Here is a 14,778-nt window from a genome sequence, read left to right on the forward strand (position 1 = left end):
GGCCCCGTTCCGGCGTCTTGGGCTTCCGCCTCCGCGGCCGCCCATGTACGGTAACGGCCGCCAAAGCCATGGCAAATTCGTTTGATCCGGCTTCGGCACGCCTTCAGCCGCGCCCCGGCGCGGGGTACCTCTGATCGAAAGAACCGCTCTCATGAAACTCTGCCGTTTCGGCCAGCCTGGCCAGGAAAAGCCCGGCCTCGTCGACGACCAGGGTCGCATCCGCGACCTGTCCGGCGTCGTCGCCGACCTCACCGTCGATGCGATCCCCGCGGTGCGTGCCGCCGATCCCGCGACGCTGCCGGTGGTCGAGGGGACGCCGCGCTACGGCGTGCCGGTCAAGGGCATCGGCAAGATCGTCGCGGTCGGCCTCAACTATCGCGATCACGCGATCGAATCGAACCTGCCGATCCCGACCGAGCCGATGATGTTCATGAAGGCGCTGTCCAGCCTGTCCGGGCCGAACGACGACGTCATGCTGCCGAAGGACTCGACCCACAGCGACTGGGAAGTCGAGCTGGGCGTGATCATCGGCAAGACCTGTCGCTACGTGTCGGAGGACGAGGCGCTCGATCGCATCGCCGGCTATGTGCTCGCCAACGACGTGTCGGAGCGGTTCAACCAGAAGCAGCGCGGCACGCAATGGTCGAAGGGCAAGGGCCACGACACCTTCTGCCCGGTCGGCCCGTGGCTGGTCACCCCCGACGAGATCGGCGATCCGCAGGCCCTCGCGATGCACCTCGACGTCAACGGCGAGCGGATGCAGACCGGCAACACCAGCACGATGATCTTCGATCTCAAGCAGCTGATCAGCTACGTCAGCCAATATGTCACGCTGATGCCGGGCGACCTGCTGATCACCGGCACCCCGCCGGGCGTCGGCGAGGGCAAGAAGCCGCAGTCGATCTACCTCAAGGCCGGCGACGTGATGGAGCTGGCGATCGACAAGCTCGGCACGCAGCGCCAGCAGGTCGTCGCCTGGCGCCATTTGGGCGACGCCGTGCTCGCCTGAGGGCGGCGGACCGGGTGGGGCGCGGTGCGCCGCGCCCGGTCACGCGTGGTCGGGGCTCGCCGTCGCCGTCGCACCGCCCGAGTCGGCGATCAGTTGCGCATAGCAACGTGCGAGTTCGAGATGGACGCGGCGTCCATCGGTATCCCGCGCCCGGTCGGCGAGCTGCCGTTCCTGGCGTTCCCGGCGAATATAGAATTCCATATCGGCTGACATCTGCATGGTGCGCCTCCCGTTCGAAGCTGTCCCCTGCTGTCCAGTGCCTCCGCAGCAGAGGACTGTTCTGTAACGCTTTTTTAAAGGCGCTTGATTCAATTGGATCAAGCCGGCGGGACAATCATCCGCCGTCGAGCGGCAGGACGATCGCGCAGCGCATGCCGTGATCGGCGAAGTCGAGCGTCACCTCGGCATCCACCTCGTACCGCAGGCTGCGGGTGAGCAGTTCGAGGCCGAAGCCCTCGCCATCGGGGGCGACGACGCCGCCGTCGGGCAGCTCTTCGTGCCAGTCGATGTGCAGCTGGCGGGCGCCCGCCGCGCCGGCGGTCCACCAGCGCACGTCGAGCCGGCCCTCGTCGCGGCTCAGTGCGCCGTGCTGGACCGCATTGTCGGTCAGTTCGTGGAAGGCGATGCCGAGCTGGTCGGCGAGGCGCGGCGGCAATCCCACCTCCGGCCCGCTATAGGCGACGCGCCCACCGACCTGATGCGCGAGCAGCGCGTCGGCGAGCAATCCTTCCAGATCGACGCCCTGTTCGCCGGCGCGCATGATATGGCTCTGCGTCCGCGCGAAGGCGGCGAGGCGCCCGTCGAAATGGCTGCGGTAATCCTCGACCGTGTCGCTGTTCTCGGCGGTGCGGCGGGCGATCGAGCGGATGACCGCCAGCGTGTTGCGGATGCGGTGATGCAAGGCCGCGCGCAGCCGCTGCTCGCCGATCAGCCGCTGGTGCAGGTCGGACACGTCGATCGCGGTGCCGCGCCAGCCGGCCGTGTCGTCGCTGGCGGGGACGCCCTGCATGCGCAGCCAGCGATAGTCGCCGGTGCCCGCGGTGCGGACGCGCAGGTCGGCGCTGAACAGCCGCGTCGCCCGTGCGCGCTGCCAGCCGGCGAGCAGAGCGGCATGATCTTCGGGATGGACGCAGGCGAGCCAGCCGCCATCGGCGCATTCGGCGTCATTCTGGCCGGTCAGCACCGACCAGGCGGCGGCGAAGGCGAGGCCGACGCCCTCGGCGGTCGCGTGCCAGTCGATCGGTCCGCCGGGAGCAAGCGGGTCGGGAGTGGCGGCGGCGATGGCGGTAGGATTACCCGTTGGCATCCAGATGCCGTCCTTCGTGATCGAGGTGGAGATAAGCGGGGTTGAACATCGCCACATCGCACAGCCCGTCAAGATCAAGCGCCTCGAACTCGCGCCCCTTCCAGCGGATCAGATTGCGCGAGCGCAGCTCCTGCACCATCCGGTTGACGTGTACCGGCGTCATCCCCGTCGCTTCGGCGAGATCGGTCTGGGTCAGCGGGATTTCGCAGCGGGTGCCGTCGACCATGCCGACGGTGCGCAGGCGGAAGATCAGCTCGCAGAACAGGTGCGACAAGCGTTCGAGCGCGTCGCGCTGGCCGAGGTTGACCGTCCACTCGCGCTGGATCGCCGCGGAGGTGAGGGCGTCCCACCACAACGCCTGGGCGACGCGGGGGCCGAGCGTGGCCAGCCCCTCGATCTGGTCGCGGGCGATCTCGACATAGCGGACCGGGGTGAGCGCACCGACCGAATGATCCATCTCGCGCAGGATATAGCCGTGCACGTCGCACAGGTCGCCGGGCAGGTGGAAGGCGATGATCTGCCGCCGGCCGTCCTCCAGCGTCTTGTAGCGGAACGCCCAGCCGTCGACGATCAGGTGCACGCCGCGCGGCCGGTCGCCCTCGCGGATCAGGTCGCGGCGCTGGCGCACGACCAGGGGCGGGGTTGCGCAGGCGGCCTCGATCGCCGCGCGTTCGTCGTCGTCGAACAGCACATAATGCTGCAGCCGGGTGATCAGGCGGTTGGCGGGCGACGCGGAGGACATGGACAAACCTGACAGCATTTGTCGATCCGCCTCGCTTACCCATGTTAACGCCAACCGCGACTGATTCATTATCCCTTGTTTTCACAGGGAGTAAATGAATGACATTAGCAGCATCACCGCTGGCAGGCCGGTCCGTGCTCGTGGTCGAGGACGAATATATGATCGCCGACGATCTCGCGTCCGAACTGCGCGGCGCCGGTGCCCGGGTCGTCGGCCCGGTTGCCTCCCTGCCGCAGGCGATGCGGCTGCTCGCCACGACGGGGCCGCTCGACGTCGCGATCCTCGACATCAACCTGCGCGAGACGCTGGTCTATCCGCTGATTGACCAGCTCCTCGCCGCGGACGTGCGGGTGCTGATCACCAGCGGGTATGACGAAGCGATCATCCCCGATTCCTATCGCGCCCTGCCGCGCTGCGAAAAGCCGGTGTCGACCGAACGCCTGCGCGAAGCGGCGGAGCGCTTGTGCGCGGCGACCGAGGTCTGAGCGCATTTATCGCGCCGGTGTGTGGCCGCTTCGTGCCCGCATCCCGGCGCAAGTGACGTGGGGGGGGGGAGGCCGACGGCGGCATCCATCACCAGCCAAGCGGCGCGGCTTGCTCCGCCATAACGAAAAAGGGGCCCGGCATCGCTGCCGAACCCCTCTTCCCTGGCGTGATCCGAAGGATCAGTCGCGCGTCTCGGTCAGGAACGCCGGGGCGAACTCGGGCGCGGGGCCGTCATCGTTGCCGCCGCCGTTGCGCGGGCCGCGATCGCCGCCCTCGCCGCGGGGACCACGGTCGCCGCCGTCGCGACGCGGACCACGGCCACCGCCGTCACGCCCGCCGCCGTCACGGCGCGGACCACGGCCACCACCGTCACGGCCACCGCCGTCACGATCGCCGCCGCCGCTGCGCGGACCGCGCGGACCACGGTCGCCGCCTTCACGCGGCTCGCGTGCCGGACGGGTGTCCTCCAGCTCGGCGCCGGTGTCCTGGTCGACGACGCGCATCGACAGGCGGACCTTGCCGCGCGGATCGATCTCGAGGACCTTGACCTTGACGGCCTGGCCTTCGCTGAGGACGTCGGAGACCTTCTCGACGCGCTCGTTCTTGATCTCGCTGACGTGGACGAGGCCGTCCTTGCCACCCATGAAGTTCACGAAGGCGCCGAAATCGACCAGGTTGACGACCTTGCCGTCATAGACCTTGCCGACTTCCGCTTCCTCGACGAGGCCCTTGATCCACTTGATCGCGGCTTCGATCTGCGCCGGGTCGGACGAGGAGACCTTGATGACGCCCTCGTCGTCGATGTCGACCTTGGCGCCGGTCTGCGCGACGATCTCGCGGATCACCTTGCCGCCGGTGCCGATGACTTCGCGGATCTTCGACTTGTCGATCGTGAAGGTCTCGATGCGCGGCGCGTGCGCCGACAGCTCCGAGCGGGTCTCGCCCAGCGCCTTGGCCATTTCGCCGAGGATGTGCGCGCGGCCCTCATGCGCCTGTGCCAACGCGACCTTCATGATCTCTTCGGTGATGCCGGCGATCTTGATGTCCATCTGCAGCGAGGTGATGCCCTCGCTGGTGCCGGCCACCTTGAAGTCCATGTCGCCGAGGTGATCCTCGTCGCCGAGGATGTCCGACAGGACGGCGAAGTCCTTGCCCTCGAGGATCAGGCCCATCGCGATGCCCGACACCGGGCGCTTCAGCGGCACGCCGGCATCCATCATCGACAGCGAACCGCCGCACACCGTCGCCATCGACGACGAGCCATTCGACTCGGTGATGTCGCTGGTGACGCGGATCGTGTAGGGGAATTCCTCCTTGGTCGGCAGCACCGGGCGCAGCGCGCGCCACGCCAGCTTGCCGTGACCGACTTCACGACGACCCGGCGCGCCGAAGCGGCCGACTTCACCGACCGAATAGGGCGGGAAGTTATAGTGGAGCATGAAGTTCTGATAGGTCAGGCCGCCGAGCCCGTCGATCATCTGCTCCGCGTCGCGGGTGCCGAGCGTGGTGGTCGCGATCGTCTGCGTCTCGCCACGCGTGAACAGCGCCGAACCGTGCGCGCGCGGCAGGAAGTGGACTTCCGCCTCGATCGGACGGACCGTCTTGGTGTCGCGGCCGTCGATGCGGCGGCCGGTCTTGAGGATCGCGGTGCGGACGATGTCCGCCTCCAGCTTCTTCACCAGCTTGAGGCTGGCGAGATAGGCCTGGGGATCGCTGTCCTTGAGGTCGGCCATGCCGTCGCGGGCCTTGGCGCGCGCCTCGTTGATCGCGGTCTGGCGGGCCTGCTTGTCGGTCAGCTTGTACGCCGCCTCCAGGTCCTTGCCGATCAGCTTTTTGAGCTTGGCCTTTACGCCTGCGCTGTCGTCCTGGACCTTGAGTTCCCAGGGCTCCTTGGCGGCCTGTTCGGCGAGCTTGATGATCGCCTTGATGACGTCCTGCGACGCGCGGTGCGCGAACATCACGGCGCCGAGCATGACGTCTTCCGACAGCTCGTTGGCTTCCGATTCGACCATCATCACCGCGTCGTGCGTTGCGGCGACCATCAGGTCGAGGTCGCCGGTGGCGACTTCGGCGTCCGACGGGTTGAGCTGATACTCGCCGTCCTTGTAGCCGACGCGTGCCGCGCCGATCGGGCCCATGAAGGGCACGCCCGACAAGGTCATGGCCGCGGACGCGGCGATCATCGCCAGCAGATCGGGCTCGTTCTCGCCGTCATAGCTGAGCACCTGCGCGATGCAGTTGATCTCGTTGTAGAAGCCCTCGGGGAACAGCGGGCGGATCGGACGATCGATCAGGCGGCTGACCAGCGTCTCACGCTCGGTGGCGCCGCGCTCGCGCTTGAAGAAGCCGCCGGGGATGCGGCCGCTGGCGGAGAACTTCTCCTGATAATGGACGGTCAGCGGGAAGAAATCCTGGCCTTCCTTCACCGACTTCGCCGCGGTGACGGCGCACAGCACGACCGTCTCGCCGAGCGTCGCGATCACCGCGCCGTCGGCCTGGCGGGCAACCTTGCCCGTTTCGAGGGTCAGCGTCTGGCCGCCCCACTCGATCGATACCTTCTTGGCATTGAACATGTATTTTCCTTCACTCCCCGAGCCAGATGCTGCGGGGGGCCTGTCTCGCGGGCTAGCCGGCCCGCGTCGGTATGGAGCGTCTTGTCGCTCCCGTGGATCGGGGCCGAATTGCCCGTCTCCGCTACCCGGCTCATGCCGGTATTCGTGAAACTCTGATGTCCGCCTGTAGCACGGACATATGAAAAGGGCGACCCGAAGGCCGCCCTCATCGTTACTTGCGAAGGCCGAGCTTCGCGATCAGGTCGAGGTACCGCTGACCATCGGTCTTGCGGAGATAGTCGAGCAGCGAGCGCCGCTTGTTGACCATCATCAGCAGCCCGCGGCGCGAATGGTTGTCCTTCTTGTGACCCTTGAAATGCTCGGTCAGGTTCTTGATGCGCTCCGACAGGATCGCGACCTGGACTTCCGGCGAGCCGGTGTCGCCCTCGGCGCGCGCATGTTCCTTGACGACTTCGGCCTTGCGCTCTGCGGTAATGGTCATGTGTCAGTCCTCGACATCGTTACAAGTTGAAGCCGCGGACGACACGGGCCTCATGGGCCTCGACCGATACCAGCGCGACCGGGATATCCCCGTCACACGCGAAATATGGGCCATCGTCCTTGGCGATCCCGGTCAGCACACGCCCCTGACGGAGCGCTCCTGCCTGATCGGGGGAGAGGGAGAGAGCCGGGATGTCGTCCAGCCCCGCCCTCAACGGCAGGAGTAACTGTTCAAGGGTGCGCCCCATACCGGCTTGCGCCAATTTGTCCAGCGATATCGCGGGGGCGAGGGTGAACGGCCCCGCCTTGGTGCGGCGGAGCTTGGTGACGTGCCCTACCGTGCCGAGCGCCAGCGCGATGTCGCGCGCGAGGCTGCGGATATAGGTGCCCTTCGAGACGTGCGCGGTGAGGGTGAGTTCCGCCAATTCCTCCCCCGCTTCAGCGGGGGAGGGGGACCGCTCGCCGCCGGCGGGTGGTGGAGGGGGCGTCTCCCCGGACGCTGCCTTTGCCGTATCCTCCCCCTCCGTCAGTGCTTCGCACTCCCTGGCACGGGAGGAATGCAGGGTGTGGATTGTCACCTGCCGCCCGGCGAGCACCACCTCTCCCCCGGCTCGCGCAAGATCATAGGCCCGCTCGCCGTCGACCTTGAGCGCCGAATAGGCGGGCGGCACCTGCGTGATCGGCCCGGTGAACCGCGGCAGCACCGCCTCGACCTGCGCCGCGGTCGGCCGCACGTCGGAGGTCGCGATCACCGCGCCTTCGGCATCCAGCGTATCGGTCTGCTCGCCGAAGCGGATCGTGAAGTCGTAGATCTTGTCGCTGTCGAGCATCCGCCCGGCGAGCTTGGTCGCTTCGCCCACCGCGACCGGCAGCACGCCGGTCGCGAGCGGATCGAGCGTGCCGCCATGGCCGACCTTGAACTTGCCATAGCCGCCCTGCCGCAGCGCGCGCTTGACCGCGGAGACGACCTGCGTGCTGCCAAGCCCCAGGGGTTTGTCGATGATGAGCCAACCGTGCATCGCGCCGCCGTTAGGCGATTGCCGACGCCAACGCCAGGAACCAGCCGATCACCGCCTGCGCCGGCGGCCCGACGACACGCCCGACCAGATCGGCGCCGGGGAAGACCATCGGCAGCACGACCAGCACGAGGATCAGCAGCAGGAAGCCGAACCGCCCGATCTTGGCATAGTGCGCGGCGAGCGGCCGCGGCAGCAGCCCCTCGACGACATGGCCGCCATCGAACGGCGGCATCGGCAGCAGGTTGAAGATCGCGAGGAAGACGTTGACCAGCAGGAAGTTGATCAGATTGGCGAGGACGAAGCCGGCGACGCCGACCGGCGCGGTGCCGCCCGTCGTCGCGGCGATCACCCCGATCGCGATCGCGGCCAGCGTCGCCAGCGCGAAGTTCATCCCCGGCCCGGCGAGCGCCACCGCGACCATCCCCCAGCGCGGGTTGCGCAGCCGCTGTGCGATCACAGGCACCGGCTTGGCCCAGCCGAACACCGGTGCGCCGGCGATGGCGAGGCCGAGCGGCAGGATCACCGTCCCGACCGGATCGACATGGCGGATCGGGTTGAAGCTCAGCCGCCGCTGCTCCTGCGCGGTGGGATCGCCGAGCCATTTCGCCATCCAGCCATGCGCGACCTCGTGGAAGACGATCGCGATCACCAGCGGGATGATCCAGACGGCCGTGCGGTAGACAATATTCTCGGGGTTCATCAGCAGGATATGGCGTGGGGCAGGGCGCTGCGCCAGAGTGCAGCGGATCGCCTTCCCCACCGTTCGTGCCGAGTTCGTCGAAGCACGCTGGGACTCACTGCCCCCTTCGACAGGCTCAGGGCAAACGGGAGGGCCGGGCGCCTCGCTGACATGCGGGCGACGCAGCGCGACATGCCGCGGCTCGCCTATTCCACCGCGCGTGCTGAGCCTGTCGAAGCACGGCGAGACTCACTGCCCTTCGACAGGCTCAGGGCGACCGGGAGGGGCGAGCGCCTCGGTGAAATGCCGCCGGCACAGCGCGACGTAGCGGTCGTTGCCGCCGATTTCGGTCTGCGCGCCCTCGGCGATCGCGCGACCTTGCGCGTCGACGCGCAGGTTCATGATCGCCTTGCGCCCACACACGCACACCGATTTGATCTCGATCAGCGCATCCGCGATCGCGAGCAGTCGCGCCGACCCTTCGAACAACCGCCCCTGGAAATCGGTGCGTAACCCGTAGGCGAGCACCGGCACGTCGAGCACGTCGCAGACGCGCGCCAGCTGCGCGACCTGCCTGGCGGAGAGGAACTGCGCCTCGTCGACGAGGACGCAGGCGAGCGGCTCATGCGCCTGGCGCTCGGCGACGCAGGCGGCGAGATCGGTGGCGGCATCGAACGGCGTCGCCGGCGCTTCGAGCCCGATGCGGCTGGTGATCGTTCCCGCGGCGAAGCGATCGTCCACCGCCGCGGTGAACAGCATCGTGTTCATCCCCCGCTCGCGATAGTTGAAGTCCGCCTGCAACAGGTTGGTCGACTTCCCCGCGTTCATCGAGGCGTAGTAGAAATAGAGCTTGGCCATCAGCGCCTCAGACCGCAGGACGATCCGTATGTCTAGCGACGTGCCGCCCGAGTTATACCCGATTATGGTCGTCGAGGACCGCTATCAGGGCGTTTATTCGCAAGGGCGCTGGTGGGCGGTCGCGAGAGCCGATGCGCCGCTGGATGGTACGACACGGATAACGTGGCTGATGGAGACCGGTCCGTCCGGTGACGACGTTACGGCCAGCGTATTCTGGCGATATGCGCCACCATGGATCGCCGCCGACGCGACGGCCGATGCTGCCATCGCCAAGTTGATGACCCAGACCGACGCCGACCGCGACGATTGATCACCGCCGCCGCTGGAAGCGGATCCCCGGTGGAAGGAGCGATTTCGCCCAGCGCCACCAGCCAACCAATCGCCGGTGTGAACGAGCGCTTGGCGGTGCTCCGGCCGCGCGAGCGAGCGGGGCGCCACCAAAGACAGTGTTGACGAAGGTCTTTACCGGCATCTCCAAAAGCGCCGCGGGCAAAGCGATCGTCCGGCTGCCGGTATCTTGTTCGACCCCGTCGATGGCCACGATCAAAGTACCGGCGGCCGTCGCCCAGACGACGAGCCTGTCATCGATGACTTCAATGTCGGGAAAGCCGTCGCGAGGCCCTTCTCCAACCGCGAGCGACAACACCGATCGGGAGGGCAGCGTCAGCTCGTCACACCATGGCTCGATCCATATCGTCAGCGGAAGCGGAGAGGCGTTGCTGATCTGGATCGTCATGGCGCAAAGCGTCAATCCTCGCCCAGATCGCGCGCCACCTCGGGCTTGCGGAGCAGCGCGTCGATATGGCTGCCCTCGTCGAAGCTCTCGTCGCTCAGGAACTTGAGCTTGGCGGCATATTTGGTCTGGATGCGATGCGCGACCTCGCGCTGGAGATAGGCGGTGTTGGTGCGCAGCGCTTTGAGCACCTTCTCCTCGTCGCGGCCGAGCAGCGGCTTCACGAACACGGTCGCGTGGCGCAGGTCGGGGGACATGCGCACCTCGGTGATCGAAACCATATGCTTGGCCAGCGTCTCGTCATGCACGTCGCCGCGCTGGAGGATCTCCGACAGCACGTGGCGCACCTGTTCGCCGACGCGCAGCGTGCGGACCGATTTTTCCTGGGGGTCTTTGTTCATCTTTTCCCTATCCCGACGGAGCATCAGGTCGTCCATGCTCCCAGCATGGACTGAACAGCACGGGGCGCTGTTCCCCTGATGCTGGAGGGCCCCGCTCGGCGCAGCCGAGCGGGAGGGTGAGGGCAGCATCTACCACATCACCTGCCCTCACCCTTCCGCCGGCTTTGCCGGCTCCCTCCCTCTCCCGCCGGGGAGAGGGAGAGTGGATCACAACGTCCGTTCGCGCATCTCGACTTCGAACGTCTCGAGGAAGTCGCCCGGCTTGATGTCGACGAAGTTCTGCGTGAACGTCACGCCGCATTCCAGACCGGCGCGCACTTCGGCGACATCGTCCTTGAAGCGACGCAGCGACGCGATTTCACCCTGGTAGATGATGACGTCGTTGCGCGTGATGCGCGCCTTGAGCGCCTTGCGGATGACGCCATCGACCACGAGCAGACCGGCGGCCTTGCCGTGCTTGCCCGCCGAGAAGACATCGCGAATTTCCGCGCGGCCGACCACGGTCTCGAACGCTTCCGGCCCGAGCTCGCCGGCCATGCCCGCCCGGATCTCGTCGATCAGGTCGTAGATGACGTCGTAATATTTCAACGCCACCTTCTGCCGATCGGCGATCTCGCGCGCCTTGGCATTGGCGCGAACGTTGAAGCCGATGATCGGCGCACCGCTCGCACCCGCCAGCGTCACGTCGCTCTCGGTGATGCCACCGACGCCCGAATGCAGCACGCGCGCCTTGATGAGATCGGTCGAGATCTTGTTGATCGACGCGACGATCGCCTCGACCGTACCCTGGGTATCGGCCTTGACCACCAGCGGATATTCGATCGCGGCATTCGCCTTGAGCGCCGAGAACATGCTCTCGAGGCTCGCCGGCGCCGTCGTGGTGCGCTTCTGCGTCAGCACGCTCTGGCGATATTCGGCGACCTCGCGGGCACGCGCCTCGTTCTCGACCACCTGCAGCGGATCGCCCGCCGACGGCACGCCCGAGATGCCGAGCACCTCGACCGGCATCGCCGGACCCGCTTCCTTGACCTGACGACCCTTGTCGTCGACCAGCGCACGGACCTTGCCGCTCTCCGCGCCGATGACGAAGACGTCGCCGACCCGCAGCGTGCCGCGGTTGACGAGGATCGTCGCGACCGGGCCGCGGCCCTTGTCGAGCTTCGCCTCGATTACCGTGCCCTCGGCGGGACGGTCGGGGTTGGCGCGCAGTTCGAGCAGTTCCGCCTGAAGCTGGATCTTCTCGATCAGCGTGTCGAGCCCGGTCTTCTTGAGCGCCGAGACCTCGACGTCCTGGACGTCGCCGCCCATTTCCTCGACCACCACCTCATGTTCGAGCAGACGCTCGCGCACGCGCTGGGCATTGGCCTCGTACTTGTCGATCTTGTTGATCGCCACGATCATCGGCACGCCGGCCGCCTTGGTGTGGTTGATCGCCTCGATCGTCTGCGGCATCAGCCCGTCGTCGGCCGCGACCACCAGCACCACGATGTCGGTGACGTCCGCGCCACGCGCACGCATCTGCGTGAACGCCTCGTGGCCCGGCGTGTCGAGGAAGGTGACCTTCGACTTGTCCTTCAGCGTGACCTGATAGGCGCCGATATGCTGGGTGATGCCACCGGCCTCGCCGCGCACCACGTCGGTGCCGCGCAGGGCATCGAGCAGGCTCGTCTTGCCGTGGTCGACGTGACCCATGATCGTGACGACCGGGGGACGCGGCTTGAGCGACTCCGGCGCATCCTCGACCGTGTCGAGCGCCAGATCGATGTCGCTGTCGCTGACGCGGACGATGTTGTGGCCGAACTCGGTCACCAGCAGCTCGGCGGTGTCCTGATCGATCGTCTGCGTCATCGTGACGGGCATGCCCATCTTGAACAGCGTCTTGACTAGATCCGCGCCCTTTTCCGCCATACGGTTGGCGAGTTCCTGGACGGTGATCGCCTCGGGAACCTGCACGTCGCGGATCTGCTTGGCCTGCTGCTCGCGCGGGCCGCCGAAGTGACGCTTTTCCTTCTCACGCGCCCGCTTGAGCGCGGCGAGGCTGCGCGAGCGCGCACCATCGTCGCCGAGCGCGCGGTTGACGGTCAGCTTGCCGCCGCGACGCTCGTCGCCCTTGCGATCGCGCTGCGTCGGCCGGCTCGGCGGCGCGTTGCGCGGCGTCGCCTGACCCGAAGGCAGGTTGCGCGAGGCGGCGCCACCGGCATTGCCTGCACCCGACGCGGTCGCTGCGGCAGGAGCCGGAGCGGGCGCGGGGGCCGGCGCCGGCTTGGGCTGCGGCTTGGGGATTTCGGGACGCGCGACCGGCGAGAAGCGGCGCGGCGCAGGCAGCGACGGATCGCGGGTGAACCCGACGATCGGCGCGGGCGCCGGCGCAGGGGCCGAAGCGGGCGTCGGGGCCGGAGCCGGAGCGGCCACGACCGGAGCGGGCGCAGGCGCCGGCGTCGGTGCCGCGACCGGGGCGGGCGCTTCGACCGGAGCCGGAGCCGGCGCGGCTGCCGGCGGCACGACGCGCTCGACCGGGCGGAAGCCGCGGCCGGCGGGAGTCGGCACGACGGGCGGCGCCACCGGCGCTGCGACCGGCGCAGGCGCAGGTGCAGGCGCCGGTTCCGGCGTCGGCTCGGGGGCCGGAGCGGGCGCGGGTGCCGGAGCGGCCGCCGCAGCCGCCTTTTCGGCGGCGCGGGCGCGCTCGTCCTCGGCGGCCTGGGCACGCGCCGCTTCCTCGCGGCGACGCGCCTCTTCCAGCGCCTGCATGCGCTGGTCCTCGGCTTCGCGCAGCATCCGGGCCTGACGCTCCTGCGGCGTCTCGTTCGACGGCGCCGGGCGCGGGGCAGGGGCCGGTGCCGGGGTCGGCACCGGGGCAGGCGCGGCGACGGGCGCCTCGACCTGCGGTTCGGGTGCGGCCTGTGCCTCACCCGGACGGCCGAGAACGCGCCGCTTCTTCGTTTCCACGATCACCGTATTGGACCGGCCGTGGCTGAAGCTTTGCTTCACCTGGCCGGTCTCGACCGTGCGCTTCAGCCCCAGGGGCGCGCGCATGCCAAGTTTCGGCTTATCGTTGTCGGTGTCGCTCACTCAAATTCCTCGTTCACGTCTACGGCCGGTCGCAGCCCGTCGGATGCATCCCCTGGAAGTACAGGGGAAAGTCCGGGCGCCGATGCGCCTTGCGAGGCCGTTTCGCAAGGCACGGAAGTGGGTTCAGGTCCGATAAAATGCAGCCAGCGGTCGAGCGCATCGCTCACCCGCGCGGCGGCAGCGCGGTCGGTCAGGCCGATGTGTACCACATTCTCGCGGCCCAGCGCCAACGACAATATGGGGCGGGGCATCGGCAAAACCAAGCCCCTCAACGGCGATCCCTCGCGGTCCGAGCCGATCCGCCACGCCTGGTCGAGCTTGCGGTTGCCGTCGGCGCCGGCATCCGCCGCATGATATAGCGCATGAAGCTGGCCCGCGCGCGCCGCGGCCTCGATCTTCTCCGAGCCGGTCAGCAAGGTGCCCGAACGCGATTCGAGGCCGAGCCGGTCGAGCGCATTGCGTTCGAGCGCGGTGGCGATCCGCGCGGGCAGATCGTCGGGGATGACCAGGTCGGCGCCCTTGAAGGCACGGGCGAGTGCGCCGCGCAGCTTCTTCCTGGCGATCGCCTCTTCGAGTTCCGCGCGAGTGACGCCGATCCACGCACCGCGACCCGGCGCCTTGGCGCGAACGTCGGGCAATACCTGCCCGTCGGGCGCGATCGCCAGCCGGATCAGATGATCGCGATTGTCGCGGTCCTGGGTGAGGATGCACTTGCGGACAGGATCGGTCATGCACCGCCTCCCGCGGAGGTGGGATTGGAAACGGCAGTCCGACACGCTCCGTCACCCCGGACTAGTTCCGGGGTCCACTGGGCGGCGTGCTTCTCGGCGTGGGGAAGGCGCGACCGCAAGTCCCTAGGCTGAATGATGGCGTCGGCAAGACGCGGGCTCTGAGCGCCCGCGCCGGTCGCACACCGCTCTCCCCGCCGCGGAGTGGACCCCGGAACGAGTCCGGGGTGACGGCGGATATGTGGCACCCGCTTCGTCTCCACCGAATCGTCACCCCGGACTTGTTCCGGGGTCCACGGCGCGGCAAATTCCCGGGCATGAGGGACCGGCAACCCTGCGTCTACATACTGGCGAGCGGCTTCAACGGCACGCTCTACACCGGAGTGACGTCGAACCTGATCGGTCGCATCATGCAGCATCGCGACGGCACGTACGCAGGCTTCACCAGTCGCTACGGCATCGTGCGGCTGGTGTGGTTCGACACCACCGAGACCATGGCCGACGCGATCGCCAGCGAGAAACGCATCAAGGCGTGGCGGCGCGACTGGAAGAAGAACCTGATCGAGCGCGACAATCCGGATTGGCACGATCTGGCGGTCGCCCTCGGGCTGCCGCCGCTGGACTGACCCCGGCTGCTCCCCCCGCCGCGGGGTGGACCCCGGAACGAGTCCGGGGTGACGGATCGCGAGGGGCGA

At 68.0% G+C, this 14,778-nt stretch carries 16 protein-coding genes; 4 read left to right on the forward strand and 12 right to left on the reverse strand.

From position 1 onward, the window contains the following. Positions 1 to 151 precede the first annotated feature (151 nt). Positions 152 to 1,009: a fumarylacetoacetate hydrolase family protein gene (locus tag HD841_RS06125; RefSeq protein WP_179507919.1), complete on the forward strand. Its 858-nt coding sequence runs from the start codon at positions 152 to 154 to the stop codon at positions 1,007 to 1,009. A gap of 39 nt (positions 1,010 to 1,048) precedes the next feature. On the opposite strand, the gene HD841_RS06130 is transcribed toward HD841_RS06125, so the two are convergent. From HD841_RS06130 to HD841_RS06140, 3 genes are all read right to left on the reverse strand, one after another. Continuing rightward, the gene (locus tag HD841_RS06130) at positions 1,049 to 1,228 is read right to left on the reverse strand and encodes a hypothetical protein (protein ID WP_179507920.1); all 180 of its coding nucleotides are present in this window, start codon (positions 1,226 to 1,228) and stop codon (positions 1,049 to 1,051) included. A 115-nt stretch (positions 1,229 to 1,343) separates the two neighbouring features. Beyond that, the gene (locus HD841_RS06135) at positions 1,344 to 2,315 is read right to left on the reverse strand and encodes a sensor histidine kinase (RefSeq protein WP_179507921.1); all 972 of its coding nucleotides are present in this window, start codon (positions 2,313 to 2,315) and stop codon (positions 1,344 to 1,346) included. Next, positions 2,302 to 3,057, reverse strand: coding sequence for a Crp/Fnr family transcriptional regulator (locus HD841_RS06140; protein WP_218845370.1), 756 nt, complete (start codon positions 3,055 to 3,057; stop codon positions 2,302 to 2,304). The genes HD841_RS06135 and HD841_RS06140 overlap by 14 nt, the downstream gene beginning before the upstream one ends. A gap of 98 nt (positions 3,058 to 3,155) precedes the next feature. Here HD841_RS06140 and HD841_RS06145 point away from each other — a divergent pair, with 98 nt between their 5' ends. Beyond that, complete coding sequence (locus HD841_RS06145; protein WP_179507923.1) at positions 3,156 to 3,542, forward strand: response regulator; 387 nt, start codon at positions 3,156 to 3,158, stop codon at positions 3,540 to 3,542. 180 nt (positions 3,543 to 3,722) lie between these two features. Here the strand turns inward: HD841_RS06145 and pnp are convergent, their stop codons facing one another. The 5 genes from pnp to HD841_RS06170 form a co-directional block, all read right to left on the reverse strand. Then, on the reverse strand, positions 3,723 to 6,116 hold the full coding sequence (pnp, locus tag HD841_RS06150) for a polyribonucleotide nucleotidyltransferase (protein ID WP_179507924.1): 2,394 nt from the start codon (positions 6,114 to 6,116) through the stop codon (positions 3,723 to 3,725). A gap of 211 nt (positions 6,117 to 6,327) precedes the next feature. Then, positions 6,328 to 6,597, reverse strand: coding sequence for a 30S ribosomal protein S15 (gene rpsO, locus HD841_RS06155; protein WP_179507925.1), 270 nt, complete (start codon positions 6,595 to 6,597; stop codon positions 6,328 to 6,330). A 19-nt stretch (positions 6,598 to 6,616) separates the two neighbouring features. Next, positions 6,617 to 7,615, reverse strand: a complete 999-nt coding sequence (gene truB, locus HD841_RS06160) for a tRNA pseudouridine(55) synthase TruB (protein WP_179507926.1) — start codon at positions 7,613 to 7,615, stop codon at positions 6,617 to 6,619. Positions 7,616 to 7,625: 10 nt separating this feature from the next. After that, positions 7,626 to 8,315, reverse strand: a complete 690-nt coding sequence (locus HD841_RS06165; protein ID WP_179508125.1) for a site-2 protease family protein — start codon at positions 8,313 to 8,315, stop codon at positions 7,626 to 7,628. A gap of 228 nt (positions 8,316 to 8,543) precedes the next feature. After that, positions 8,544 to 9,152 (reverse strand): thymidine kinase, encoded by a 609-nt coding sequence (locus tag HD841_RS06170; protein WP_179507927.1) that lies wholly within the window; start codon positions 9,150 to 9,152, stop codon positions 8,544 to 8,546. Between HD841_RS06170 and HD841_RS06175 the strand changes: the two genes are divergently transcribed. After that, positions 9,145 to 9,462 carry a hypothetical protein gene (locus HD841_RS06175; protein ID WP_179507928.1) on the forward strand — a complete coding sequence of 106 codons (318 nt, stop codon included), beginning with the start codon at positions 9,145 to 9,147 and terminating at the stop codon, positions 9,460 to 9,462. The genes HD841_RS06170 and HD841_RS06175 overlap by 8 nt on opposite strands. On the opposite strand, the gene HD841_RS06180 is transcribed toward HD841_RS06175, so the two are convergent. The 4 genes from HD841_RS06180 to HD841_RS06195 form a co-directional block, all read right to left on the reverse strand. After that, positions 9,463 to 9,888, reverse strand: coding sequence for a hypothetical protein (locus HD841_RS06180; RefSeq protein WP_179507929.1), 426 nt, complete (start codon positions 9,886 to 9,888; stop codon positions 9,463 to 9,465). It lies immediately after the preceding gene. Positions 9,889 to 9,899: 11 nt separating this feature from the next. Continuing rightward, positions 9,900 to 10,286, reverse strand: a complete 387-nt coding sequence (gene rbfA, locus HD841_RS06185; RefSeq protein WP_179507930.1) for a 30S ribosome-binding factor RbfA — start codon at positions 10,284 to 10,286, stop codon at positions 9,900 to 9,902. Positions 10,287 to 10,493: 207 nt separating this feature from the next. Next, positions 10,494 to 13,355 (reverse strand): translation initiation factor IF-2, encoded by a 2,862-nt coding sequence (gene infB / locus HD841_RS06190; RefSeq protein WP_179507931.1) that lies wholly within the window; start codon positions 13,353 to 13,355, stop codon positions 10,494 to 10,496. After that, positions 13,352 to 14,086, reverse strand: a complete 735-nt coding sequence (locus HD841_RS06195; RefSeq protein WP_179507932.1) for a DUF448 domain-containing protein — start codon at positions 14,084 to 14,086, stop codon at positions 13,352 to 13,354. Before HD841_RS06195 ends, infB begins: the two co-directional genes overlap by 4 nt. A 314-nt stretch (positions 14,087 to 14,400) precedes the next feature. Between HD841_RS06195 and HD841_RS06200 the strand changes: the two genes are divergently transcribed. Continuing rightward, a complete protein-coding gene (locus HD841_RS06200; RefSeq protein ID WP_179507933.1) occupies positions 14,401 to 14,709 on the forward strand; it encodes a GIY-YIG nuclease family protein in 309 nt (102 codons plus the stop codon). Positions 14,710 to 14,778: the final 69 nt, after the last annotated feature.

Source organism: Sphingomonas melonis (assembly GCF_013409985.1).
Lineage (GTDB): Bacteria > Pseudomonadota > Alphaproteobacteria > Sphingomonadales > Sphingomonadaceae > Sphingomonas > Sphingomonas melonis_A.

Excerpts from the sequence above, each read along its gene's own strand:
- HD841_RS06125 (WP_179507919.1), top strand. The coding sequence starts at position 152 with ATGAAACTCTGCCGTTTCGGCCAGCCTGGCCAGGAAAAGCCCGGCCTC.
- HD841_RS06130 (WP_179507920.1), bottom strand. The coding sequence starts at position 1,228 with ATGCAGATGTCAGCCGATATGGAATTCTATATTCGCCGGGAACGCCAG.
- HD841_RS06135 (WP_179507921.1), bottom strand. The coding sequence starts at position 2,315 with ATGCCAACGGGTAATCCTACCGCCATCGCCGCCGCCACTCCCGACCCG.
- HD841_RS06140 (WP_218845370.1), bottom strand. The coding sequence starts at position 3,057 with ATGTCCTCCGCGTCGCCCGCCAACCGCCTGATCACCCGGCTGCAGCAT.
- HD841_RS06145 (WP_179507923.1), top strand. The coding sequence starts at position 3,156 with ATGACATTAGCAGCATCACCGCTGGCAGGCCGGTCCGTGCTCGTGGTC.
- pnp (WP_179507924.1), bottom strand. The coding sequence starts at position 6,116 with ATGTTCAATGCCAAGAAGGTATCGATCGAGTGGGGCGGCCAGACGCTG.
- rpsO (WP_179507925.1), bottom strand. The coding sequence starts at position 6,597 with ATGACCATTACCGCAGAGCGCAAGGCCGAAGTCGTCAAGGAACATGCG.
- truB (WP_179507926.1), bottom strand. The coding sequence starts at position 7,615 with ATGCACGGTTGGCTCATCATCGACAAACCCCTGGGGCTTGGCAGCACG.
- HD841_RS06165 (WP_179508125.1), bottom strand. The coding sequence starts at position 8,315 with ATGAACCCCGAGAATATTGTCTACCGCACGGCCGTCTGGATCATCCCG.
- HD841_RS06170 (WP_179507927.1), bottom strand. The coding sequence starts at position 9,152 with ATGGCCAAGCTCTATTTCTACTACGCCTCGATGAACGCGGGGAAGTCG.
- HD841_RS06180 (WP_179507929.1), bottom strand. The coding sequence starts at position 9,888 with ATGACGATCCAGATCAGCAACGCCTCTCCGCTTCCGCTGACGATATGG.
- rbfA (WP_179507930.1), bottom strand. The coding sequence starts at position 10,286 with ATGAACAAAGACCCCCAGGAAAAATCGGTCCGCACGCTGCGCGTCGGC.
- HD841_RS06195 (WP_179507932.1), bottom strand. The coding sequence starts at position 14,086 with ATGACCGATCCTGTCCGCAAGTGCATCCTCACCCAGGACCGCGACAAT.
- HD841_RS06200 (WP_179507933.1), top strand. The coding sequence starts at position 14,401 with ATGAGGGACCGGCAACCCTGCGTCTACATACTGGCGAGCGGCTTCAAC.